The following is a 23,938-nucleotide window of genomic DNA, read 5'->3' on the forward strand; positions in this document are numbered from 1 at the left end:
GGCTGCGCGCCCGCGAGACCGAGCCGCCGCCGGGCGGCCGGCAGCTACTGGTCCGCGGCCCCGGCCTCGCCACCGGCGGCGCGGAAGTACCGGAACTGGCCGACCGATACGGCACGGCGACGGTCCTGGAGGGCGACGAGGCCCAGGTCCCGCGCGTCCTGGAACACCTCGACGGCGCGGCCCTCGCGCATCTCGCGGCCCACGGCACGTTCCGCGCGGACAGCCCCCTCTTCTCGGCCCTGCGCATGTCCGACGGTCCCCTGATCGTCCACGACTTCGAACGCCTGACCCGCAGTCCGTACCGGATCATCCTCTCCAGCTGCGACACGGCCCGCCTCGCCTCCGTCGGCGCCGATGAACTCCTCGGCCTGGTCACGGCGTTGCTGCCACTGGGCACGGCCGGAGTGGTGGCGAGCAGCGCACCGGTCAACGACGCGGCCGTGGTTCCCCTGATGCTCGCCCTCCACAAGGGCCTCGACACGGGCCTCTCCCTGGCGGAGTCCCTCCGCGACGCCCGCGCCACCTTGCCCGAGGACCCGGTCCACCAGGCAACGGGGTGGGCTTTCGCGGCGTTCGGGGCGGCGTGACCAGGCAGACGCTAAGCCGACTCGCACTCCGGCAACTCCACCAGCCAGGGCAGCGCGCCCCGATCCCCCGTACCGAGCCGGGTATAGGCGCTGTACAGATGATTCCCCACCGTCCGCACGGACAGGGTCAGCCGTTCAGCGATCTCCCGATTACTGAGCCCCGCCGCAGCGAGCGTCACAATCTGCCGCTGCCGAGCAGTCAGTTCACCGAGCACAAGCCCCGCCAACGCCGGCGTGCGCGCGCCTTGGCACCGCCGAGCGAGCGCGACCGCCCGGGTACGGGAAACCCGCACCGCCCGCGGATCCCGGTGCACCCGCACAGCCTGCGCCCGCGCCTCCGCCGCGAACAGCGAGAACCCGCGCTTCTCCAGATCCTCGGCCACCCGGTCCAGCCCGGCCCCGTCTCCCCGCACCAGCGCGTCCGCGTGCCGCGCGAGGACACTGCCCGCAGGCAACCGCCCGGCGACCCGTTCGGGTTCACCGAGACGTACGGCGTCGTAGCGGTCGTACACATCACCACCGCCCGCCTCCGCCAACGCACCATCAGCTGAGCGGAGTTCGGCAAGGCACCCCGCGTCCCCCGGCGCACCCCGCAACCCCTCGCGCGCCCAAGCGGCAGCGTCCCGTACCTCGCCCCGCAGCCGCGCGAACCGGGCACGTACGGCCGCGTACCCGGCAGGCAGTACGGCGCCCTCCGCGACCAGCCACTCCCCCACGGGCGTCGGCAGCGCCCGGACATCCAGCTGCTCGATCCGCCGTACCAGCAGCCGCTCTTCAGCCTCCAGAGCCGGGCCGCAGGCGGCAGGAGCACCGGACGCCAGCCGACGGGCCCGCAGTCGCCCGGCCGCGGCCCGCAGGGCCGCCCCGTGCAGGGCAAGGGCGAGAGTGACGGTACCGCCCTGGTCGTCGACGTGGATCAGACCGTCCGTCTCCAGGCGCTCCAGGATGTCCAAGTCGAACCGGTCCAGAGGCAGGGGCAGCGGCTCGGCGAACGCTAGGCGCTCCAGAATGTCCAGCTCACCGGGGTGGGAGCGCTCGAGCACGGGTGCAACCCGCTCCCGTACCGCGGCGGTTACCGGCAGCGCCCCCCGCCAGGCCCGCTCTCCCGTGCCGGGAACGGAAGTCAGCCGTCCGGCCTGGCCGAGCGCGGTGACCAAGTCGCGCAGCAGCCGCAGATCGCCCCGGCACATCCGGTGCAGCCGGCGCACGGTGAGCGGTTCCAGCCCGGCGGCGGCGAGCAGCTGGGCGGTGTCCTCGCAGGGCAGGGGTTCGAGGACCAGCCGGGGCAGCAGCTCCCCGGTCCACAGCCGGGACACGGCGGCGGGCGCGGGCGCGCCGTCGACGGCGGCCACGACGAGCCGGGTACGGCCGTGTGCGGCGAGCTGGTGGACGACGGCGGCGGAGGTCTCGTCCAGCAGATGGGCGTCGTCCACGACGAGGAGCCGTACGCCGGACAGGATCCGCACCGCGCGGTGCGGTGAGACGGTGTCGGGCAGCAGGTGGGCGAAGGCCGCGAGAGGCAGGTGCCGGGCTTCGGGCGTACCGGTCACCAGGGTGTGCTCCGTGTCCCGCAGCGCCTCGGTGATCAGCCGGGTCTTGCCGTGGCCGGCCGGTCCGGTCACCACGATGCCGGGCCGGCCGGCGGCCGACGCCCCGCGCACCAGCTCCAGTTCGGCGTCCCGGCCGGTGAACGGCCAGGGCGGCTCCAGCGTCTTCGCGTCCTGTCCGTAAGTCGTCACATGATGCAGAGGGCTTGTACTCAGGTTTGATACAGGGCGACTTGAGTAGCCCCCGACTCAGGTGCCCGGCACCGGTGCGGGGGCAGGCTGGCCGCATGACCCGACGCCTCTGCTCGCTCCCGCGGCATCCGGCCCCGTGCTTCGCACCGGGGCTGACCGCCGAGCGGCTGGGCGCGCTGCTCGCCGGGCGGCGGATGTGGGTCAACGGCACGGTGTTGCACTACGCCTTCTTCGACGACGTCGACGACGGCTCGGCCGCCTCGGTGATCCCGGTCCCCGGGACCGGTGAGCTGCGCCGGATGCCGTGGGCCGGCGGCGAGGAGCAGCGGGACGTGGTCCGCGATGCCTTCCGCGAATGGCAGGGGCTCGGCATCGGTGTCGCGTTCGCCGAGGTCGGCGACCGGCGCGAGGCGGAGCTGCGGATCGGGTTCCAGGCCGGCGGCGGTTCCTGGTCGGCGGTGGGCCGGGAGGCGCTGTCGGTCGGCCGGAGCGAGCGCACCATGAACCTGGGCTGGGATGTGACGGGTCCCGGGGAGCGCGGCACGGTCCTGCACCAGATCGGGCATGCCCTCGGCATGGTGCACGAGCACCAGAGCCCGTATGCCGGGCTGCACTGGGACGACGAGGCCGTTTACGCCGAGCTGGCGGGCCCGCCGAACTTCTGGAGCCGGGAGACGACGCACACGAACGTCCTGCGCGCGCTGGACGCCGGCGAGGCGAGCGGCTCGGTGTGGGATCCGCAGTCGGTGATGACGTTCCCGTTCGGACCGGGGCTGGTGCTGGAGCCGGAGCAGTACCGCGGGGGGCTGGGTCCGTCGGGCGGGCCGTCGCCGGCCGACAAGGAGTTCGTGCTGCGCTGGTATCCGCCCGCCGACCCTGCGGGGCCGGCCGCGCTGGTGCCGTTCCGGTCGGCACCGCTCGGTCTCGGGCCGGGCGAGCAGGCCGACTTCACCGTCGAGCCGCCGGAGACCCGCGACTACACCGTGGGCACCTTCGGCGACGCCGACACCGTGCTCGTGGTCTTCGAGGAGCGTGACGGGGTGCCGCGCTTCCTCGCGGGCCACGACGACGGCGGCGCCCCGGACAACGCCGCCGTACGCGTCCGGCTCGTCAAGGGCCGGCGCTATGTCGTCCGCGTCCGGCTGTACTCGACGTGGGGATCGGGAGAGACAGCGGTCATGTGCTGGTGACCGCACACGGACGACACCGACCACAGCCCGGCACCGGGGGAAGCGGCCGTGGACGTCACCTACGGGGGAGGTGACGTCCACGGCCACACCCATGTGCGCGGAAGCGGGCGTACGTCGGCTTTTGAACGGTGCACGATCAGGGTGATCGCGAGGAACTTCACGACACGGCCCGTTCGGGCGCGCCGGCGGAGTCCGCGTCCGGATGGGCGAGGCCGAGGTGGTCGCGCAGGGTCGTGCCCTCGTAGTCGGAGCGGAACACGCCCTGCTCCTGGAGCAGGGGGACGACCTTGTCGGCGAAGAGGTCGAGGCCGCCGGGCGTGATGTGCGGGACGAGGATGAAGCCGTCGGAGGCGTCCGCCTGCACGAAGTCGTTGATGGTCTGCGCGACCGTGGCCGGGGCACCGACGAAGGTCTGCCGGTTGCCGGTGTTGATGACCAGATCGCGGATGGACCACTTGTTGGCCTCGGCGAGCTGCCGCCACTCGCGGGCGATGGCTATCGGGTCCCGGTACATGCGCACCTGGGCGCGGCCCCGGGAGATGTGGTCCTCGCCGACCACCGGGTCGACGTCGGGCAGCGGGCCCTCCGGGTCGTACGCCGACAGGTCCCGGTTCCAGACGAACTCCAGGTGCTTGATGGCGGTGGCGCCGCTGACCTGCTGGCGGCGGACCTCGCGGGCGAGTTCGGCGGCCTCCTGGTCGGTGTCGCCGAGGACGAACGTCGCGGCCGGCAGGATGAGCAACTGGTCGTGCCGGCGGCCGTACTTGGCGAGCCGGCTCTTGACGTCCGTGTAGAAGGCCTGGCCCTCCTTCAGTGTCGAGTACCGGCTGAAGATCGCGTCGGCATCGGAGGCCGCGAACTCGCGGCCCTCGTCGGAGTCGCCCGCCTGGAAGATCACCGGGCGGCCCTGCGGGGAGCGCGGGACGTTGAACCGGCCGTGGATGTCGAAGTGCTGCCCGCGGTGGACGAAGGCGCCTGCCTGGGCGTCCCGCAGGAAGGTACCGGTGGCCTGGTCGGCGAGGATCTCGTCGCCGCGCCAGGAGTCGAAGAGTTCGTGCGCGGTGGCGAGGAACTCCTTGGCGCGGGAGTAGCGGTCTTCCTGCGGCAGGAAGCCGCCGCGCCGGAAGTTCTCGCCGGTGAAGGCGTCCCAGGAGGTGACGACGTTCCACGCGGAGCGGCCGCCGGAGAGGTGGTCGAGGCTCGCGAACTGGCGGGCCACCTCGTACGGCTCGTTGAACGTGGAGTTGATGGTGCCGGTCAGGCCGAGCCGGTCGGTTACGGCGGCCAGCGCGGCGAGCACGGTGAAGGTGTCGGGGCGGCCGACGACGTCCAGGTCATAGATTTTTCCGCCCTGTTCGCGCAGCCTGAGTCCCTCGGCGAGGAACAGGAAGTCGAACTTGGCGCGTTCGGCGGTCCGCGCGAAGTGCGCGAAGGAGCTGAAATCGATGTGGCTGCCGGCGGCCGGGTCACTCCACACGGTGGTGTTGTTGACGCCGGGGAAGTGGGCGGCCAGGTGGATCTGCTTCAGCGGCTTGCTCATGGGGTGCGGTCGTCCTCTCCGGCTGCTCAGGCGACGGATGCGGCGTAGCGGTTGGCGGGGCGGGCGAGGCCGAGCAGGCCACGCAGGGTGTCGGCCTCGTAGGCCTCCCGGAAACGGCCTCGGCGCTGGAGCTCGGGCACCAGGTCGCGGCTGATGCGGGGCAGATCATGACCGGCGACGGCGGGCCGCAGCCGGAACCCGGTCAGCCCGGCCACCGCCAACTCCTCCAGCAGATCAACGAGTTGGGCTGCCGTGCCGGTGAAGATCCGGGCGTCACTGGTGTACGGCTCACCGGCGAGCGTGTCCAGGCGGTCACGGCGGGCCTGCGCCTGCGCCCGGCTGTCGTCGAGGAAGACGACGAGGTCACCGAAGACATGCAGGGTGTCCCCGGCCCGGCCGGCCGCCTGCTGCCCGGCGCGGAGCTCGGCGACGATCGCGCGGGCCTGGTCCGCGTCGTGCGGGGTGACATAGCCGATGTCGGCCTGGCGGGCCAGTAGCCGGTACCCGGTGGACTGGTGGGCCAGGGCGGTGACCAGCGGCTGGCCCTGGGGCGGCCGGGGCGTGATCGAGGGGCCCTTGACGCTGAAGTGGCGGCCCTCGAAGTCGATGTAGTGCAGCTTGTCCCGGTCGATGAAGCGGCCCGTCGCGGCGTCCCGGATCTCGGTGTCGTCCTCCCAGCTGTCCCAGAGCCGGCGCACCACTTCCACATGGTCGGCGGCCTCGTCGAACAGCTCGGTGATCACGTCCTGTGCGGCCGGGCTGTCGTAGGCCTCGATCCGGCGGATGGTACGGCGGCCGAAGTGGGCGGCTTCGTTCGGCCGGCCGCTGATCTGCACGCGCAGTCCGGCGCGGCCGGTGCTGACGTAGTCGAGGGTGGCGATCGCCTTGGAGATGTGGAATGGCTCGGTGTGCGTGGACACCACGGTCGGCACCAGGCCTATGTGCCGGGTGAGGGGGGCGACACGGGAGGCGATGAGGACCGCGTCGAGCCGGCCGCGTACCTGGTCGGTGCGCTCGTCGGGGTCGAGGAAGTGGGAGGACTGCGGGCCGAGGCCGTCTTCGAGGGTGACGAAGTCGATGAGGCCGCGCTCGGCCTCGGCGACCAGGTCGGTCCAGTAGCCGGCGGTGAACAGGTCCCGGGGGCGGGCGACCGGCTCGCGCCAGGAGGCGGGGTGCCAGCCCGTGCCGTCCAGGGCGACGGCAAGATGCAGACGATTAGCGGGAGTTGAGGACACGTCTGTGCCTTCCTTGATGTCCGTACGAGAACACCGGCTCGCGGCAGGCGTCGGCGAGGGCGAGCGCGGCAGGAGGAGAGCTGGGCCTTCAGCCCGGGAGATACGTCAGCGGCGACAGAGCGCTGCGGACACGCGCTGGAGATCTATGTGGGGCCGGGAGTGCAGGCGGACGGAGCGGTAGGGGTGTCGGACGCACAGCGAGAGCACTCGTATCACGACCGTCACCTCCGTCCGTCCGTCGGCCGGGGCGCCATCTCGGCCGCCCGGCGGATCTCGTCATGAATCGCAACCGGATCCCGTCATGAGTCACAACGCACGGCCGGCGTCGGTTGTTCCCGCGCACGTGCCCGTTCCGCGGGACTCGTCGGTTCCCGGGCACGCGCCCGCTCCGCGGGAACCGTTGGTTCCCCGGCCTGCGCCCGTTGTGGCGGACTCGTCAGTTCGCGCAACTACGGGCCCGCACGATCCGGTTGCGGCGACGCAGGGTGAACCCGATCGACTCGTAGAGCCGGATCGCGCGCGTGTTGTCGGCGGCGGCGTGCAGGAACGGGATGTTCCCGCGCTCCCGGATGCCCCACGCGACCGCGCGCACCAGCCGGGTGGCCGGCCCCGGCCCCGGTGGTCGGGGTCGGTGCAGACCGCGCTCATCTCGGTCCAGCCGGGCAGCCTCAGCCTCACCCAGCCTTCGGCCGGGGGACCCCCGTCTCGCTGCGCTCGCCCGCCTTGGCGATCAGCCGCCCCCGGTGCCGGATGCCGAGGTAGGTGCCCATCTCGACGGTCCGTTGCGGGAACGGTCCGGGCCGGGTGCGGGCGACGAGGCCGAGGATCTCGGGGACGCCGGTGGGCCCGAGCCGCACCGCTTCCGGAGCCGGTTCGGCGCTCAGCGCGGCATCGACCAACTGCACGCCCTCTCCGCCGCCTTCGAGCCTCCAGTCGTCGGGCACCCGGTCGACGGGCCTGATCCGTAAGGTGGTTCCGGGGCCGACGAAGGGTCCGCAGGTCGTGCCAGGCGGACGGGTCCGCCGGGCCGGCGAGCGCAGCGAAGGCGTGGAACGCCGTCCTGGTAGCGGGCGGCGCGGCCGATGCTCTCCCAGCCTTCTCCGCGGAGGTCGGTCTGGAGGGACACGGAGGCGGAGCCTCTCTCTCGACTCGGTTCGGATGGACGGTGGGTCAGGAGTTGTCCAGGGGGAGGCCGGGCGGGTTGACCTGGGACGAGGCGACGGCCTCGTCGGAGAGGTTGTAGGCCTTCAGCAGCTCGGCGTACTGACCGTGCTCGATCAGGTAGTTGATGGCGTCGGCGAGCGGCTTGGCGAGACCGCTGTCCTTCTTCGCGGCCGCCGCGATCAGCCCCTGGAGGGTCGAGCCCGCGCCGGACACCCTGCCCGCGTTGCGGGTCGCGTTGGGCGTGTTCGCGACCTGGGTGATGTGGTAGGCGATGCCGGGGTTGGGGCCGAAGTAGGCGTCGATCTTGCCGCTGGCCAGCGCCAGGTAGGTGCTGTTGTGGTCCGGGTAGTACTTGATGGCGACCTTCTTGCCCTGCTCGGCCAGCTTGGCCTTCCACTCCAGGAGGATCTTCTCCTGGTTGGTGCCGGAGCCGACGGAGACGGTCTTGCCCGCGAGGTTCTCGTAGTTTCCGCCGAAGTTCCAGGTGCTCTTCTTCGGCACCTCGAAGGCGAGGTTGTCCTGACGGTAGGAGGCGAACTCGTATTTCCTCTTGCGCTCCTCGGTGTCGGTGACGTTGGAGAAGGCGACGTCGACCTTGCCGCTGTCGATGCCGACGAAGAGGTTCTCCCAGGTGAAGTTCCTCAGCTCGGGCTTGAGGCCGAGGACCGCGGCGACCAGGCGGCCGAGGTCGGGTTCGGAGCCGGTGAGGGTCTTCTGGTCGCTGCCCACGTACGCCAGCGGCGGGAACCCGGCCGGCAGGGCGCCCTCGCCGATGACGAGCTTGCCGCCCTTGCGGAGGGAGGCGGGCAGTTCGGCGCTGATGGACTTCACCTCGGACACCTTGATGGTGGCCTGCCGGGCGGCGCCGTTGGAGACCTGTCCGATGACGACCTCGCCGGACCTGGCGCCGTCGGTGGTGGCCGCGTCGCTGTCGCCACCGCAGGCGGCGAGCCCGGTGGCCAGGGTGGCCACGGCGGTCGCCGCGGTGATGCCGCGTATCAGGCTGCGTCGGGAGAGGTGGCTGCGCATGGCTGTCCTTGTCGTTCGGTGAGCGTGGTGGTGATGGTGGCCGGGGAGGGGCGTCAGAGGACCTTGGCCAGGAAGTCCCGGGTGCGCTGGTGCCGGGGCCGGTCCAGGACCTCCTGGGGCGGGCCCTGTTCGACGATCCGGCCGCCGTCGAGGAAGACGATCCGGTCGGCGACCTCGCGGGCGAAGCCGATCTCGTGGGTGACGATGACCAGGGTGGTGCCGCTGGTGGCGAGGTTCTTGATGACGGCCAGCACCTCGCCGACCAGTTCCGGGTCCAGCGCGGAGGTCGGCTCGTCGAAGAGGATGATGCCGGGGCGCAGCGCGAGGGCGCGGGCGATGGCGACCCGCTGCTGCTGTCCGCCGGACAGCTGGCGCGGATAGGCGCCGGTACGGTCGCCCAGGCCGACCCGGGTGAGCAGTTCGCGGGCCAGCTCCAGCGCCTCGGGCCTGCTCAGCTTCCCGGTGGCGACCGGCGCGGCGGCGACGTTGTCGAGGACGGTCAGGTGCGGGAAGAGGTTGAAGTTCTGGAAGACGAAGCCGATCCGGCTGCGCTGGACGAGGATGGCACGCTCGCTCAGCTCCTTCAGCCGGCCGCCGCTGCCGCGTTTGACGCCGATCAGCTCGCCGCCGACGCTGACCTGGCCGACCTCGGGTTTCTCCAGGTGGTTGACGACCCGCAGCAGGGTGGACTTGCCGGAGCCGGAGGGGCCGATGACGACGGTGACCTCGCCGGGGCGCACGGTCAGGTCGATGCCGTCGAGCACGCGATGGGTGCCGTACCACTTGTGGACGTCGTGAACCTCCAGCGCAGCCGGGGCCGGTGTGTCGGTGGCGGTCATACGGCAGCCTCCCTGCGCAGCCGGGCCCGGAACTCGGCGAGGCTCGCGCGCGCCTTCTGCAGCGGGGTCGGCGGCAGGGTGCGGGTGGCGCCCCTCGCGAAGTACCGCTCGACGTAGTACTGGACGACGGACACGGCGCTGGTGAGGAGCAGGTACCAGACAGTGGCGACGAGCAGCAGCGGCACGATGTCGCCGGGGTACGTGCTGCCCATGGTCTGCACGGAGCCGAACAGGTCCAGCAGCGAGACGTAGAACACCAGCGAGGTGCTCTTGATCAGGCCGATGAGCTGGTTGACGTAGTTCGGGGTGATGGACCGCAGGGCCTGCGGGAGGACGATCCGGGTGAACTGGTAGCGCCTGGGCAGGCCGAGAGCGGCCGCCGCCTCGTGCTGGCCCTGGTCGACGGAGAGGATGCCGCCGCGCACGACCTCCGCCGCGTACGCCGCCTCGTTGAGGCTGAGCCCGACCACGGCGACCGTCATGTCGGTGGCGAGGCGCGACTCGTCGAAGGTGACGAAGGCGGGCCCGAACGGTATGCCGAGGCTCAGCGTCTTGTACAGAGCCGAGAAGTTGTAGAGGAAGATCAGGACGACGATCAGCGGCACCGAGCGGAACAGCCAGGTGTAGGTCCAGCTCACGGCGCGCAGGACCGGGCTGCCCGACTGGCGGCCGAGGGCCAGCAGGACGCCGCCGAGCAGGCCCAGCACGGCACTGAGGGCGGCGACTTCGAGGGTGACGAGGAGCCCGTCGAGGACGGTGGGCCGCAGGAACCAGTAGCGGAAGCGGTCCCATTGGTAGAAGGGGTTCGTGGCCAGTCCGTGCAGGATCTGCGCGACGACCACGAGGACGACGGCGGTGGCGATCCACCGGCCGGGGCGGCGCAGTGGCTGAACGCGCTGTGCTCTGACGGGCTTTGACGGTGAGTCGACGGGTGGCGCCTCGGCGAGGGAGACGGCGGCGCCTGGGGGTTCACTCATGGCGGGCTCCGGCGGAGTCGGACACCCCGGACCGCGCGGCCACCGCGTGCGGGCCGCAACGGCACTACGGCACAAGGCGGCGCACGGCGGGGCGCGGGGACCGGGGGCTGGGCGGGCGACGGCACACCACGGGGGCGGTGCGCCTCAGGAACGCGCGGGCTGGAAAGGGACGTCAGCCCCGGCGGCGGGCACGGCCCGGCGCGGTACACAGTGCGCTGTTGACGCGGAGCAGATCGACGGCGCGATCAGCGACGAGGAGCCCGGCGTACGGCCGTACGCGGCCGTACGGGCGGGCGTTCGGCCGTACGCAGCCGTACGGGCGGCTCGCGGCCGTCCTCGAAGCTGCGTACATGGCGTCACCTGTCACTGTTCCGGCCCCGCGGGGCTCTCGCGCTTACCGAAAACGTCATTCCGGTCCGGTCGTCACCTGGGGCACCCCACCGCGATGCGAGGGTTGCCGGTCAGCGAGCCAGGGCTTGTCGCTGACACTCATGACCGTTCTGAGCCGTAAGTAAGGCAGTCGTCCATTCGAATGTCAACGGCCGTCCGCGTAGTGGACTTCACTCGCCCGCCCTCACCTGCGGGAGGCATGCTCGGCATCCGCGGCGAGGCTCGCCCAGTCCAGGATCTGGACGGCGGCTCCGGCGGCTTCCAGGCCCTGGCAACAGCCGTGGTGGCGGCGGGAGATGCCGTCGAGGTCGAGATGGCGGCCGAACGCGGGGTGTGCGGCCAGCCGGCGGGCGTAGGCCCACAGGGCGCGGTGACCGGCGATGCGGTGCACGGCGGAGGCGTCGAGGTGGTGTCGGTGGACGGTGTCCAACCGCACCAGCGCGACCCACAGTTCGACGTCGGCGGCGGTGAGCCGGTCGTCGGCCAGGTACTCCTCTCCGGTCAGCCGGCTCTCCAGCCGGCCCAGGGTGTCGAGGAGCACGTCGAGGGCGGCGGCCCGCTCGGCCGGGCCGGCACCGGCCTGTCCGGCGCGCTGCGCGGCCTCCTCGATCCCCTCGGCACACATCCGCTCGACGGCCTCGATCACGGACTCCAGGCCGCACGGGTACAGCGAGACGCGGCCCTCGCGCGGGAAGCGGTCGAGGTCGCGCAGGATGTCGGGGGCGTGGGTGCTGACGATACGGCCTGACCAGTCGTCGCTGAGCACGGGCGCGAGGGCCGGGCCGGTGAAGTGGTGGGCGCTCGCCTCGTACAGGGGGCGCAGCGCGGAGTGCCCACCGCCGGGACAGTCCGGGACGGCGGGCAGGAACGTGACCGGACAGCCCGCGTCCAGGCCGAGGAGGCCGTGCCCGACGGCGAGGCGCAGCCCGTCGGGACAGGCGGTCGACAGATGGAGCCGGTAGCGGTGCGGCACGGCGTAGTGGCCGCTGCGCGCGTCCCGGCCGATCCGGCCCCGGAAGACGGGGGCGGCGCGGTGGACGGACGGAACGGCGGCGAGTGAAGTGATGGACATGCGTCTCCCCGGGTGATGGGCGTGCGGAGGTGCGCGCCGACAGGCGGCGGCCGACGGGCGCGAGGGGCCCGGCTCTCAGCGGTGAAGGCTGATCGCGCTGCAGACGCGCAGCAGATCGATGTGCCGGCGGGAGGTGAGCAGGGGTGCGCGGAACGGCATACGGCTCCCTCGGCCGCCTGCCGTTTCAAGGCGCATCATCATTCCCTACCTGTTCACTAGGATTCCCACTCCGGAGTGTCGACCGGGCTTCCTGCGGCGTCAAGAGGGCGTCCACGCACAGGACTCCGGGGCGCGGGCGACCCGAGGGGTGCGGGGCCGCGTCGACAGGAAGTCGCCGGGGCCTCCTCAAAACCAGCGCCATGTGACATAGTACTGCCGTGGCGAAACGACTGACCTGCGACGTCGTGGTCGTAGGAGCCGGAATGGTAGGCGCGGCCTGCGCGTTGTACGCCGCACGGGCCGGCCTCGATGTGCGGGTGGTGGACCGCGGCCCGGTGGCCGGCGGCACCACCGGCGCCGGCGAGGGCAACCTGCTCGTGTCCGACAAGGAACCGGGCCCCGAACTCGACCTCGCCCTGCTGTCGGCCCGGTTGTGGTCGCGCCTGGGCGACGAGTTGGGTACGGCCGTCGAGTACGAACCCAAGGGCGGCCTGGTGGTCGCCTCCACCCCGGAGACCCTCACCGCACTGCACACCTTCGCCGCCGCCCAGCGGACCGCCGGAGTCGAAGCCGAACCGGTGGCGGCGGATCAACTTTCCGCCCTGGAGCCCCACTTGTCCAGCGGCATGGCCGGCGGAGTCCACTATCCGCAGGACGCCCAGGTCATGCCCGCCCTCGCCGCCGCTCACCTGCTCCGCACCTCCGGCGCCCGCCTGCACACCGGCTGGACCGTGACCGGAGTACTGCGCACGGCGGACGGCGCGGTGACCGGCGTCCGCACCGATCGGGGCGACCTGCACGCACCGGCGGTGGTGAACGCGGCCGGCACCTGGGGCGGCGGCCTCGCGGCGCTGGCAGGCGTCCGGCTGCCGGTCCTCCCGCGGCGCGGCTTCGTCCTGGTCACCGAGCCGCTACCGCGCATGGTCCGGCACAAGGTGTACGCCGCGGACTATGTGGCCGACGTCGCGAGCGACTCGGCCGCCCTGCGCACCTCGCCGGTGGTGGAGGGCACGGCCGCCGGGCCGGTGCTGATCGGCGCGAGCCGGGAGCGGGTCGGCTTCGACCACTCGCTCTCGCTCCCGGCGCTACGGGCGCTCGCGGCCGGGGCGATCGGGCTGTTCCCGTTCCTGGAGCGGGTGCGGGCGCTGCGGACGTACGCGGGTTTCCGGCCGTATCTGCCCGACCATCTGCCGGCGATCGGCCCGGACCCGCGCGCGCCGGGGCTGTTCCACGCCTGTGGCCACGAGGGCGCCGGTATCGGACTGGCCGCCGGCACCGGGCAGTTGATCGCACAGACGCTCACCGGGAAGACACCGGAACTGGAACTCACGCCGTTCCGGCCGGAGCGGTTCGACACCGACGGAGGCGACACACCGTGAATCCTCTGGAGTTGGCCCAAGCAGGGCCGGGCGAGGCCTTCACCGTCACCTTCGACGGCCGGCCCCTCGCGGCCCTGTCCGGGCAGACGGTCGCCGCGGCACTGTGGACGGCGGGCGTGACGGCCTGGCGGAGCACCCGCGGCGGCGGCAGGCCCCGCGGGGTGTTCTGCGGGATCGGGGTGTGCTTCGACTGCCTGGTGACCGTCAACGGCCGTGCGAACCAACGGGCTTGTCTGGTGCCGGTGCGCCCGGGCGATGTGATCCGCACACAGGAGGGGCCGGGCCAGGACGATGACTGAGCGAGCGCATGTGGCTGTCGTCGGAGCGGGCCCGGCGGGACTCGCCGGGGCACTGACGGCCGCCGCCCGGGGCGTCCGGGTCACCCTCGTCGACGGGGCGGACCAGGCGGGCGGCCAGTTCTACCGGCAGCCCGCCCGAGCCCTCGGCGCCCGTCGCCCCGAGGCCCTGCACCACCAGTGGCACACCTGGGAGCGTCTGCGGGACGGCGTCGACCGGCACATCGCCGCCGGACGCATCAGCCACCTGACGGATCATCATGTGTGGTGTGTGCAACGAGAATCCGGCTCCTTCGCGGTGCACGCCCTGCGCGGCCCCGCGCAGGAGGAAGGAGTCACCGTCCGAGCCGACGCCGTGCTGCTCGCCACCGGTGGCTACGAGCGTGTGCTGCCCTTCCCGGGCTGGACGCTCCCCGGTGTCGTCACCGCGGGCGGGGCGCAGGCCATGCTCAAGGGCGGCCTGGTGCTGCCTGGCGGTAGGGTCGTGGTCGCCGGCACCGGACCCCTGCTGCTGCCGGTGGCCACGGGGCTCGACGCGGCCGGGGCGCGGGTGGCCGCGCTGGTCGAGTCCGCCGACCCCAGGGCCCTGCTGCGCCATGCCCCGGCCCTCGCCGCAGAGCCCGGGAAGCTCGCCGAAGGCGCCTGGTACGCGGGGCAGTTGCTGCGCCACAAGGTCCGCACCCTGTCCCGGCACATCGTCGTGGAGGCGCACGGCACCGACCGGCTGAAGGTGGTCACCGTCGCCGCTCTGAGGAAGGACGGCCGGATCAGGCCCGGCAGCGCACGCCGCATCCCCTGTGACACCCTCGCCGTCGGACACGGCATGCTGCCGCACACCGACCTCGCCGAGACGCTCGGCTGCACACTGTCCGAGGCGGACGGCACGGCCGTACGAGTCGACGACGAGCAGCGCACCGACGTGTCCGGGGTCTGGGCGGCCGGCGAGACCACCGGCATCGGCGGCGCGGCCCTCGCGCTCGCCGAGGGACACATCGCGGGCCGCTCGATCGCCGCGCGCCTGCACGGCACCGCCCCCGACCCGCGCTCCTGGGCGGCTGCCGCCCGGGCCAGGACCCGGCTGCGGACGTTCTTCACGGCGCTCGAAGCGGCGTACGCGCCGCCCGCGGGCTGGGCGGAACGGCTCACGGACGACACGGTGGTGTGCCGGTGCGAGGAGGTCACGGCCGGCGCGGTCCGCACCGCCGCGGGCTCGCTCGGCGCGGGCGATCTGCGCACCGTGAAGCTGCTCACGCGGGCCGGGATGGGCTGGTGCCAGGGCCGGATGTGCGCACCGGCGGTGGCCGGCCTGACCGGATGCCCGCTCACTGCGGGACGCCGCCCGTTCGCCCGGCCGGTACCGCTCGGCGTCCTGGCCGGCCTGCCGGACGACTGAGCAACCGGACCGAGACGACCGACACAAGCCACTGCACCCAGCACCCAATAACTGGCCAACTCAGTACCATGTCACACGTCATCCGATTGGGGACCACAGATGACCCACCCGCAGAACCGCCCGTGGCGCGGTGTCCTCGTCGCCACCGCGCTCCCGCTGCGCGACGACCTCTCGATCGACTACGACCGCTACGCCGAGCACTGCTCCTGGCTGGTGGCGAACGGCTGCGACGGCGTCGTACCCAACGGCTCGCTCGGCGAGTACCAGGTGCTCACGCCGGAGGAGCGCGCCCGGGTGGTGGAGACGGCCGTCGCGGCGATCGGCGGCGAGCGGGTGATGCCGGGCGTCGCCGCGTACGGCTCGGCGGAGGCCCGGCGCTGGGCCGAGCAGGCGGGCGAGGCGGGCTGCGCCTCGGTGATGCTGCTGCCGCCCAACGCCTACCGCGCCGACGAGCGTTCCGTCCTCGCCCACTACGCCGAGGTCGCCCGCGCCGGGCTGCCGGTGGTGGCGTACAACAACCCGGTCGACACCAAGGTCGACCTGGTGCCCGAACTCCTCGCCCGGCTGCACGGCGAGGGGCACATCCACGGTGTCAAGGAGTTCTCCGGCGATGTCCGCCGCGCCTACCGGATCGCCGAACTCGCCCCGGAACTGGACCTGTTGATCGGCGCCGATGATGTCCTGCTGGAGCTGGCGGTGGCGGGTGCCAAGGGCTGGGTGGCCGGTTACCCGAACGCGCTGCCGCAGGCCTCGGTGGAGCTGTACCGTGCCGCGGTGACCGGCGACCTCACCAGCGCGCTCCCCCTGTACCGGCAGTTGCACCCGCTGCTGCGCTGGGACTCGAAGGTCGAGTTCGTGCAGGCCATCAAGTTGTCCATGGACATCGTCGGCCGGTACGGCGGCCCGGTGCGCCCGCCCCGCGTGCCGCTGCCGCTCGAACAGGAGGCCCAGGTCCGGGCCGCCACCGAGAAGGCCGTCGCCGCGGGCCTCGCCTAGGCCGGCACAAGGGAGTCGGATCATGCGCAGCAAACTCGTCCTGCACGCCGTCGACTCGCACACCGAGGGCATGCCGACCCGGGTGATCACCGGCGGGATCGGCACCGTTCCGGGTGCGACGATGAACGAACGGCGGCTGTACTTCCGTGAACACCGCGACGGCATCAAGCAGTTGCTGATGAACGAGCCGCGCGGCCACTCCGCGATGAGCGGTGCGATCCTGCAGCCGCCGAGCCGCCCCGACTGCGACTGGGGCGTCCTCTACATCGAGGTCTCCGGCTATCTCCCGATGTGCGGGCACGGCACCATCGGGGTCGCCACCGTGCTGGTGGAGACCGGCATGGTGGAGGTCGTGGAGCCGGTGACCACGATCCGGCTCGACACCCCGGCGGGGCTGGTGGTGGCCGAGGTGGCGGTGGAGAACGGGGCCGCGCGGAATGTGACCCTGCGGAACGTGCCGTCGTTCGCCGTCGCCCTGGACCGCAAGATCGCCCTGCCCGACGGCCGCACGGTCACCTACGACCTCGCCTACGGCGGCAACTTCTACGCGATCCTGCCGCTGGACGCCTTCGGACTGCCCTTCGACCGCGCCCGCAAGGACGACATCCTGGCGGCCGGCCTGTCCCTGATGGCGGCGATCAACGCCGAGGCGGAACCGGTGCATCCCGAGGACCCGTCCATCCGCGGCTGCCACCACGTCCACCTCTACGCGCCCGGCGCCACCGCACGCCACTCGCGGCACGCCATGGCCATCCACCCGGGCTGGTTCGACCGCTCCCCGTGCGGCACGGGCACGAGCGCGCGCATGGCGCAACTGCACGCGCGGGGCGAACTGCCGTTGCACACCGAGTTCGTGAACGAGTCCTTCATCGGGACCCGGTTCACCGGACGCCTGCTCGGCACGACGGAGGTGGCGGGCGTACCGGCGGTGCTGCCCAGCTTCACCGGGCGCGCGTGGATCACCGGCACCGCGCAGTACCTCCTCGACCCCACTGATCCCTTCCCGGAAGGATTCGTCCTCTAGTCGTCAGGTTCGTTCTCTGGTCGTCAAGTTTGTCCGCCGGCCGTCAGGGCTCGTCCTCCGGCCGTTCCCCAACCGCCCCCGTCGTCCTCTAGACTCGCGCCGGTGATGCGTGACATGGCACAGGAACAGAACAGGCCGGACTCGGACCTGCCCGCGCTCCCCCGGCTGGGCGGCCGGCGCAGCAGCTACCGCCAGCGGGTCGCGGACGCGCTGCGCGCTGCGCTGATCGCGGGCGAGCTGCGGCCGGGCGAGGTCTACTCAGCGCCCTCGCTCGCCGCCCGCTTCGGCGTCTCGGCGACGCCGGTGCGGGAGGCGATGCTGGACCTGGCCAAGGAGGGCCTGGTCGACACCGTGCCGAACAAGGGCTTCCGGGTCACCGCGGTCTCCGACCAGCAGCTGGACGAGTACACGCACATCCGCGCGCTCATCGAGATCCCCACCGTGGCGGCACTGGCCCGTTCCGCCGACCGCGTCTCGCTGGAGGCGCTGCGCCCGGCGGCCCGCGAGATCGTCAGCGCGGCGGCCGCGGGCGACCTGATCGCCTACGTCGAGGCCGACACCCGCTTCCATCTCGGTCTGCTCGCTCTGGCGGGCAACGCCCATCTGGTCGAGGTGGTGGCCGACCTGCGCGGCCGCTCCCGCCTCTACGGCCTGACAGCCCTGATGAAGGCCGGCCGGCTGCTTGCCTCGGCCGAGGAACATCTGGAACTCCTCGACGCCCTTCTGGAGCGGGACGAGAAGGCCGTACACGCGATCATGACCCGGCATCTGGGACATGTACGCAGCCTGTGGGCAGAGGGCACGCAACGCGACTAGCGAACATCTTGCGGTGCTGGCTCCGCTTCGGTGAACTTTTTTCACGATCAGCCAGGCTAGACGCCACAAGAACCGGCGATTTTGTGGTGAGCGGGGGCTTCACGGAGCATGACTGGGTCCCGGCGATCCTGGGACGTCTGTTCGATGAGAGGCGCCCCCATGCACGTCACCGGAACCGCCCCGCAGCCGGCTCCGGCCCCCTCCGAGGACCGCACGGTCCCCGTCGGAGACCCCCGCGACACCACGGGCGCCGTGGACGCCCACGACTCCGGCAGCAGACATGCCCGTCGCTTCGGTCTGCCGGTCGCGACCGCGCTGGTCATGGGCAACATCATCGGTGGCGGCATCTTCCTGCTGCCCGCCTCCATCGCCCCCTACGGCACGGTCAGCCTGGTCGCCTTCGGTGTCCTGACCGTCGGCGCCATCGCGCTCGCCCTGGTCTTCGGCCGGCTCGCCGCGCGTGACCCCCGTACCGGCGGCCCGTACGTCTACGCCCGCGAGGCCTTCGGTGACTTCGCCGGATTCCTCGCCGCATGGGCGTACTGGATCACCACCTGGGTGTCGAACGCGGCGCTCGCCGTCGCCGCCGTCGGCTATCTGGACGTGCTGATCCCGGTCAACGACCACAAGTGGACCGCGTGCCTGGCCGCCCTGGCCCTGCAGTGGCTGCCCGCACTGGCCAACTTCGCCGGCACCCGGTACGTGGGCGCCGTCCAGCTGGTCTCGACGGTGCTGAAGTTCGTGCCGCTGCTGCTTGTCGCGGTGGGCGGGCTGTTCTTCTTCGATCCGTCCCGGCTCGGGCCGTTCAACACCAGTGGGCACAGCGCCGTCGGCGCGGTGTCCGCCGCCGCCGCGCTGCTGCTCTTCTCCTACCTCGGGGTGGAGTCCGCCGCCGTGAGCGCCGGCGAGGTCAGGAACGCCCGCCGCAACGTGGGTCGCGCCACCGTCATCGGCACCTCGGGTGCCGCGCTGGTCTATCTGCTGGGCACGCTCTCCGTCTTCGGGACGGTCGCGCACAACCGGCTGGTGACCTCCACGGCCCCCTTCTCCGACGCCGTGGACGCGATGTTCGGCGGCAGCTGGGGCGGTACGGTGGTGGCGCTTGCGGCGCTGGTGTCGATGACCGGATGCCTCAACGGCTGGACGCTGCTGAGTGCCCAGACTCCCTACGCGGCGGCCAAGGACGGCCTGTTCCCTGCCGCGTTCGGGCGCCGTCGCCGGGGTGTGCCGACGGTCGGCGTCGCCGTCACGGTGGTCCTCTCCTCCCTCCTGACCGCGTACAACTACCTGTCGGGCTCGGGGAAGGTCTTCGAAGTCCTGGTCCTCGTCACCACGTTCACCGCGACCGTGCCGTACCTGCTGGCGACGGCCGCCCAGATCTTCCACCTGGTCTCCGGCCGGCGCGAGTCGGTGGACCGCGCCCGTCTGGCGCGGGACTCGGTGATCACCGCGATCGCGGCCGCCTTCTCCCTCTGGCTGATGGCCGGCGCCGGCTACGCGGCGGTGTACCAGGGCGCGCTGTTCCTGTTCGCCGGGATCATCGTCTACGCGGTGCTGGCAGCACGCCGACAGCGACGCGAGGCCTAGCTCCCAAGGGCCCGCCCGGTGCCGTGGGCCGCGCTCTGACGCGTCGGTCTTCTCCTGCGATGTCACAATCGAAGGCGAGGCGGCCCCCGGAGACCGGACCACCGGCGCGGCTGCCGAGACGGCACCCCGGTGTCAGGAGGTCGGCATGTACCGTTCACGTGCCGCGACCGAACAGCCGGCCACCAGGCGCACCTGATGACCGCGGAGCGGATGGGGCGACAGCCGTGGCGGGCGCACGACCCCGACCTGCATGTGCGGCTGCGGTCCGAGCTGGGCCGGATCGACGACCAGCTGCGTGCCCTGCTGTCCGCCATGGACCGGCTGCAGGGCCTGCTGGACGCGGTCGTGGCCATCAGCCGTGAGGTGGAGCTGCCCGCGGTGCTGCGTCGTATCGTCACCACCGCCATGGACCTGGTGGGCGCCCGCTACGGGGCCCTGGGCGTGCTCGACGCGTCCGGAGAGCACTTGGAACAGTTCGTCTCCGCCGGTCTGTCCGAGCAGGAACGCGCTGATCTCGCCGAGGTCGGCCTGCCCCGTGGTCTGGGCGTCCTCAGCCATCTGATCCGCTACCCCGAACCCCTGCGGCTCGAAGACATCACGGCCCATCCGTCCTCCGCCGGGTTCCCACCCGGCCACCCGCACATGCGCACGCTGCTCGGCGTCGCCATCAGCGTGCGGGGCGAGATCTACGGCGACCTCTACCTGGCCGAGCGGCGCGACGGCCAGCCCTTCGACCTGCACGACGAGAACGTCGTCGTCGCCCTGGCCGGCGCCGCCGGCATCGCGATCGAGAACGTCCGCCTGTTCGAACGGATCCGGGTGGGAGCCGAGCAGTTCCAGCGGCTGCTGCTGCCCACCCTGCCCGACCTGCGGCCCTTCACCGCCGCCGCCATCTACCGGCCCGCCGCCGAGCCGAGTCAGCTCGGCGGGGACTGGTACGACGCCATCCTGCTGCCCGACAAGGTCGTAGCGGTCGTCATCGGCGACGTGGTCGGCCACGATCTGCAGGCCGCGGCCGCCATGGCCTCCACCCGCAATATGCTGCGCGCCCTGCTGTTCGACCACACCAGTCCGCCCGGCGCGATCCTCACCCAGCTCGATCATGCCCTGGAAGCCATCACGAGCAATCCCGTCACGACGACCACCCTGGCCCGCATCGAACCGGAGGGATCCGGCTGGCGGCTGCGCTGGAGCACCGCGGGCCACGTCCCGCCCCTGGTCGTCACCCACGATCGCCGGGCGCGCTATCTGCTCGCCGAGCCCGGACTGCCGCTCGGCGTCGATCCCGAACAGGCCCGGCCCGACCACTCACGTTTCCTGCCGCAGGACGCGACCGTGGTGTTCTTCACCGACGGGCTGATCGAGCATCCGCGCCACTCCATCGACGAGAGCCTGAGTCAGCTCGCCGGACTCGCCGCGGAACATGCCGCCCTGCCCCTGCCGGAGTTCGTGCGGGCGCTGGCGGATCACCACCCCAGCGACGGTCACGACGACATGGCCATCCTCGCTCTGCGCACCCCGCGGGCCTGACCGCTCGACGGTGACGTGGAGGATCCGCGGGATCGGACGGATGATGGGCCTCGGGGCGATAGCGACTCGGAGGTCGCCCGATGGATCGCGCGCGGCAAGAACGGCTCCGGCGTAGTGGCTCGGCCGCCCTGGAGATCTGTGTCCTGGCCGCGCTGTACTTCGGTTCGGCCAAGGCGGGACTGCTCCAGCAGCTGGTGCGCGGCCAGGTCACCCCGCTGTGGCCGCCGAGCGGTATCGCGGTGGCGAGCCTGCTGCTGCGCGGTCCGCGGGTCTGGCCGGGTATCGCGCTCGGCGCCTTTCTGGCCAACGTCTCACTGGGCCCGTCACTCCCGGCCGTGTTCGCGATCACGGCGGGCAACACCCTCGCGCCGCTCTGCTCGTACGCGCTGCTCCGCCGTGCGGGGTTCCACAACGAACTGAACCGTCTGCGGGACGCGCTCGCGCTGATCTTTCTCGGTGCGTTCACCGGGATGCTGGTCAGTGCGACGACGGGCAGCGGGACCCTGCTGCTCGCCGGTGTGCTGCGGCACGGCGGCTTCTGGCCGACCTGGTGGGTCTGGTGGACCGGCGACGCGATGGGCGTTCTGGTGGTGACACCGGTCCTGTTCGTCCTCCGCTCGGCGCACCGGCCGAAGGACGTGCCGCCGTGGCGGTGGGCGGAGGGGCTGCTGCTTCTGGCGGCCACCGTCGGCGTCGGTTTCGTCGAGACCAGCAGCACGCCGCTCCTGTTCCTCGGCTACCCGTTGCTGATCTGGGCCGCCTTCCGCTTCCAGCTGGCCGGCGCCGCGCCCTGCGCCCTTGCCGTGTCGACCTATGCGATCATCTCCGCCACCCGGCATACGGGCCCCTTCGCCGGTCGCGACCTGCTCACCAGCATGATCACCCTGCAGGCGTTCAACGGCTCCGCCGCGCTGACCGCGCTGATGCTCGCCGCCGTCATCGGTGAGCGGAACCAGACCCAGCGGGAGATCGTACGAGCCTGCGGGCAGCTCGCCGGGATGGCAGCCAAGATCGCCACGAGCGGCTACAGCCCGAAATTGACCAACGGGGAGGCCGAGAAGCTCCCCGACGGTGAAGACGAGAAGAAGGAGCCCCGCAGACAACGGCCAAGGCCGTCTGCTCATCCGTGAGCACCACATTGCTCTGCACGCCTGCAGGACCAGGTGTCACAGCGTGGCGCGCAGGTGGCTGACGGTGACGAAGTGGTAGCCCCTCGCGGTGAGGGTGCGCAGGATCTCGGGGACGGCCACGACCGAAGTGGCGTGGATGTCGTGCATGAGGACGACGGCGTTGGGCCGGCCCTTGCTGATGACGGTCTGGGCGACTTTGGCGGCGTCCCGGCACTTCCAGTCCTCGCTGTCCACGTTCCACAGCACCGGCGACATGGTCGTGGCGCTCCTGACGCTCTGGTTGACGGCGCCGTAGGGCGGACGGAAGACGGTGGGGACCTCGCCGGTCGCGGCCTCGATGGCGGCGTTGGTCCGGTTGAGCTGACTGGCGATCTGCTCCGGGGAGAGCCGGGTGAGGTTGGGGTGGTTCCAGGTGTGGTTGCCGATCTCGTGGCCGGCCTTCACCTCGGCGCGGACGAGATCGGGGTGGGCGGCGACGTTCTGGCCGACGGTGAAGAACGTGACGCGGGCCTTGTACCGGGCGAGGCCGGTCAGCAGGTTCGCGGTCTCGGGAGCGGCGGGCCCGTCGTCGAAGGTCAGGGCGATGCACTTGACCTTCTTGCAGTCGGTGTCGTCGTCGCCGGAGGCGGTGTGGGTCGGGACAGCCGGTTCTGGGACGTGGGTCGCTCCCAGGTCGAGCGAGCTGCCGGGGCTCACGGTCTGCCGCTGGGCGCGCTGCCCGAACGCGGACAGCCACGGGGTGACGGTCTCCTTGGAGAGGGTCACCACGTAGGAGCCGGCGGCGGGGGTGCCCACCTCGCCGCTGTCGAACTCCACCCGCAGTCCGCCGTCGGCGGTGAAAGCCATGTCGTCCAGGACAGTCGTACGATCTTGAGGGCCGGCGAAGGCGTCGTGCAGGGTGGCGGCGCGCACGCCCTCCCGGCCCTGGAGCTGGCCCTTCAGAGCGGCGACGAAGGCGTTCCGGGAGCCGTCGGCGACGAGTCCGAGAGCCGTGCGATACGCGCCGGCCTTGCCGTCGTACCAGTACGTCCTGGTCGACAGACCGGACCCGGCCGCGCCCTGGTCCTGCGTGGTGAGCCGGACACCGAGGACGTCGCCGGACGCGACCAGGAACTGGTGGCTGACATTGAGGTCACGGCCCTGCGCGCCGCCCGCGTCGGCCGTGCAGGCCGCTGAGCGGAAGGAGGCGAGGCGCCCCTCCACGTCCTTCTTCATCGCGGCTGTCATCGGCTGCGCGCCGGGCACGTCCGGGTAGCTGGTCGCGAAGGGGCAGGACTTGTGCTCGCTGTTGTCGTTGACGATCTTCAGGCCCTTGATCTTCGACGGGTCGACCGTCTCGGCCGCGGACGATGAGGAGTCGGGCCGTGCGTCGGCGGACGCCGTGCCCGAGGACTTGGGCACCCCGGACGAACAGGCCGCGGTGAGGGTGAGCGAGCCGAGCAGCAGGAGCGTGGGAAACAGGGTGTGAGAGCGCATGAACCAGAACCTGGGGAGAGGAGCCTGCCGCGCGTCCCGGATCGGACGCCGGCCGGCCGCCGCCCACGAGGGACGCTGCGGCCCTTCTGGTCCCTGATCGTTCTGGTCGTGAGCCCTGTTCAGCGAGGCCCCGAGTCACCATGAACAATCCTGTGACCGATTCCGGCGAAACTGTGTCACATTTTGCCCCGATTTAGCGCGCTACCGGGCAGACCTGTCGCTACGGCGCGCCGGGAGCGTACGTCCGCCACTGCGCCCGGGTGAATCCGCCGCCGAGGAGCTGCCGACCGGCGGTGTCCCACGGCCGGAGGGTGCGGCCAGGGTGCGTCCGTCGGCGGAGAAGGCGAGCGCGGTGATCTGGCGGGTCGGCGAGCGACCACCCGGTGGCCT

At 71.9% G+C, this 23,938-nt stretch carries 22 protein-coding genes, 1 pseudogene and 1 riboswitch; of the genes and pseudogenes, 11 read left to right on the forward strand and 12 right to left on the reverse strand.

From position 1 onward, the window contains the following. Window positions 1-587 (forward strand): CHAT domain-containing protein (locus tag M878_RS55710; protein ID WP_023545189.1); only part of this gene is annotated, 587 nt, incomplete at its 5' end. Window positions 588-598: 11 nt separating this feature from the next. On the opposite strand, the gene M878_RS55715 is transcribed toward M878_RS55710, so the two are convergent. Then, window positions 599-2,326: a LuxR family transcriptional regulator AbsR2 gene (locus M878_RS55715; RefSeq protein WP_023545190.1), complete on the reverse strand. Its 1,728-nt coding sequence runs from the start codon at window positions 2,324-2,326 to the stop codon at window positions 599-601. Window positions 2,327-2,421: 95 nt separating this feature from the next. On the opposite strand from M878_RS55715, the gene absR1 reads away from it, so the two are divergent. Next, on the forward strand, window positions 2,422-3,516 hold the full coding sequence (absR1, locus tag M878_RS55720; protein ID WP_023545191.1) for a beta-glucuronidase AbsR1: 1,095 nt from the start codon (window positions 2,422-2,424) through the stop codon (window positions 3,514-3,516). A 157-nt stretch (window positions 3,517-3,673) separates the two neighbouring features. On the opposite strand, the gene M878_RS55725 is transcribed toward absR1, so the two are convergent. The 10 genes and pseudogenes from M878_RS55725 to M878_RS000000101350 form a co-directional block, all read right to left on the reverse strand. Further along, a complete protein-coding gene (locus M878_RS55725) occupies window positions 3,674-5,056 on the reverse strand; it encodes an NtaA/DmoA family FMN-dependent monooxygenase (RefSeq protein ID WP_023545192.1) in 1,383 nt (460 codons plus the stop codon). 26 nt (window positions 5,057-5,082) lie between these two features. Then, window positions 5,083-6,291: an LLM class flavin-dependent oxidoreductase gene (locus M878_RS55730; RefSeq protein WP_023545193.1), complete on the reverse strand. Its 1,209-nt coding sequence runs from the start codon at window positions 6,289-6,291 to the stop codon at window positions 5,083-5,085. Window positions 6,292-6,396: 105 nt separating this feature from the next. After that, window positions 6,397-6,516 carry a putative leader peptide gene (locus M878_RS000000101740; protein WP_425347889.1) on the reverse strand — a complete coding sequence of 40 codons (120 nt, stop codon included), beginning with the start codon at window positions 6,514-6,516 and terminating at the stop codon, window positions 6,397-6,399. Window positions 6,517-6,727: 211 nt separating this feature from the next. Further along, window positions 6,728-7,381 (reverse strand): annotated as a pseudogene (locus tag M878_RS55735) (GNAT family N-acetyltransferase); the annotation flags it as partial. An 80-nt stretch (window positions 7,382-7,461) separates the two neighbouring features. Beyond that, a complete protein-coding gene (locus tag M878_RS55740) occupies window positions 7,462-8,484 on the reverse strand; it encodes an ABC transporter substrate-binding protein (protein ID WP_023545196.1) in 1,023 nt (340 codons plus the stop codon). A gap of 53 nt (window positions 8,485-8,537) precedes the next feature. Continuing rightward, window positions 8,538-9,323: an amino acid ABC transporter ATP-binding protein gene (locus M878_RS55745; RefSeq protein ID WP_023545197.1), complete on the reverse strand. Its 786-nt coding sequence runs from the start codon at window positions 9,321-9,323 to the stop codon at window positions 8,538-8,540. Next, window positions 9,320-10,300, reverse strand: a complete 981-nt coding sequence (locus tag M878_RS55750) for an amino acid ABC transporter permease (RefSeq protein WP_023545198.1) — start codon at window positions 10,298-10,300, stop codon at window positions 9,320-9,322. Before M878_RS55750 ends, M878_RS55745 begins: the two co-directional genes overlap by 4 nt. 172 nt (window positions 10,301-10,472) lie before the next feature. Then, window positions 10,473-10,652, reverse strand: coding sequence for a hypothetical protein (locus M878_RS97325; protein ID WP_158692646.1), 180 nt, complete (start codon window positions 10,650-10,652; stop codon window positions 10,473-10,475). 33 nt (window positions 10,653-10,685) lie between these two features. Further along, window positions 10,686-10,797, reverse strand: a riboswitch (SAM riboswitch). Window positions 10,798-10,874: 77 nt separating this feature from the next. Next, window positions 10,875-11,762, reverse strand: coding sequence for a glutathione S-transferase C-terminal domain-containing protein (locus M878_RS55755; protein WP_023545199.1), 888 nt, complete (start codon window positions 11,760-11,762; stop codon window positions 10,875-10,877). 75 nt (window positions 11,763-11,837) lie between these two features. Beyond that, window positions 11,838-11,963 (reverse strand): putative leader peptide, encoded by a 126-nt coding sequence (locus tag M878_RS000000101350; protein WP_342452712.1) that lies wholly within the window; start codon window positions 11,961-11,963, stop codon window positions 11,838-11,840. A 176-nt stretch (window positions 11,964-12,139) separates the two neighbouring features. On the opposite strand from M878_RS000000101350, the gene M878_RS55760 reads away from it, so the two are divergent. The 9 genes from M878_RS55760 to M878_RS55800 all read left to right on the forward strand — a co-directional run bounded on the left by M878_RS55760 (window position 12,140) and on the right by M878_RS55800 (window position 22,072). Continuing rightward, on the forward strand, window positions 12,140-13,300 hold the full coding sequence (locus M878_RS55760) for an NAD(P)/FAD-dependent oxidoreductase (RefSeq protein ID WP_031224224.1): 1,161 nt from the start codon (window positions 12,140-12,142) through the stop codon (window positions 13,298-13,300). Further along, complete coding sequence (locus tag M878_RS55765; RefSeq protein ID WP_023545201.1) at window positions 13,297-13,599, forward strand: (2Fe-2S)-binding protein; 303 nt, start codon at window positions 13,297-13,299, stop codon at window positions 13,597-13,599. Before M878_RS55760 ends, M878_RS55765 begins: the two co-directional genes overlap by 4 nt. Further along, the gene (locus tag M878_RS55770; protein ID WP_031224226.1) at window positions 13,592-14,989 is read left to right on the forward strand and encodes an NAD(P)/FAD-dependent oxidoreductase; all 1,398 of its coding nucleotides are present in this window, start codon (window positions 13,592-13,594) and stop codon (window positions 14,987-14,989) included. The genes M878_RS55765 and M878_RS55770 overlap by 8 nt, the downstream gene beginning before the upstream one ends. Window positions 14,990-15,088: 99 nt before the next feature. Continuing rightward, a complete protein-coding gene (locus tag M878_RS55775; protein WP_023545203.1) occupies window positions 15,089-15,985 on the forward strand; it encodes a dihydrodipicolinate synthase family protein in 897 nt (298 codons plus the stop codon). Window positions 15,986-16,007: 22 nt separating this feature from the next. Next, complete coding sequence (locus M878_RS55780) at window positions 16,008-17,009, forward strand: proline racemase family protein (RefSeq protein ID WP_023545204.1); 1,002 nt, start codon at window positions 16,008-16,010, stop codon at window positions 17,007-17,009. A 114-nt stretch (window positions 17,010-17,123) separates the two neighbouring features. Next, window positions 17,124-17,825: a GntR family transcriptional regulator gene (locus tag M878_RS55785; protein ID WP_023545205.1), complete on the forward strand. Its 702-nt coding sequence runs from the start codon at window positions 17,124-17,126 to the stop codon at window positions 17,823-17,825. A gap of 159 nt (window positions 17,826-17,984) precedes the next feature. After that, window positions 17,985-19,412, forward strand: a complete 1,428-nt coding sequence (locus M878_RS55790) for an amino acid permease (protein WP_023545206.1) — start codon at window positions 17,985-17,987, stop codon at window positions 19,410-19,412. A gap of 195 nt (window positions 19,413-19,607) precedes the next feature. After that, the gene (locus M878_RS55795) at window positions 19,608-20,942 is read left to right on the forward strand and encodes a PP2C family protein-serine/threonine phosphatase (RefSeq protein WP_078630199.1); all 1,335 of its coding nucleotides are present in this window, start codon (window positions 19,608-19,610) and stop codon (window positions 20,940-20,942) included. A gap of 80 nt (window positions 20,943-21,022) precedes the next feature. Further along, the gene (locus M878_RS55800) at window positions 21,023-22,072 is read left to right on the forward strand and encodes an MASE1 domain-containing protein (RefSeq protein WP_023545208.1); all 1,050 of its coding nucleotides are present in this window, start codon (window positions 21,023-21,025) and stop codon (window positions 22,070-22,072) included. Window positions 22,073-22,108: 36 nt separating this feature from the next. Here M878_RS55800 and M878_RS92905 read toward each other — a convergent pair whose 3' ends face one another. Then, window positions 22,109-23,548: a polysaccharide deacetylase family protein gene (locus tag M878_RS92905; RefSeq protein WP_023545209.1), complete on the reverse strand. Its 1,440-nt coding sequence runs from the start codon at window positions 23,546-23,548 to the stop codon at window positions 22,109-22,111. Between the last annotated feature and the right edge of the window lie 390 nt (window positions 23,549-23,938).

It is taken from the genome of Streptomyces roseochromogenus subsp. oscitans DS 12.976 (assembly GCF_000497445.1).
GTDB classification, from domain to species: Bacteria; Actinomycetota; Actinomycetes; order Streptomycetales; family Streptomycetaceae; genus Streptomyces; species Streptomyces oscitans.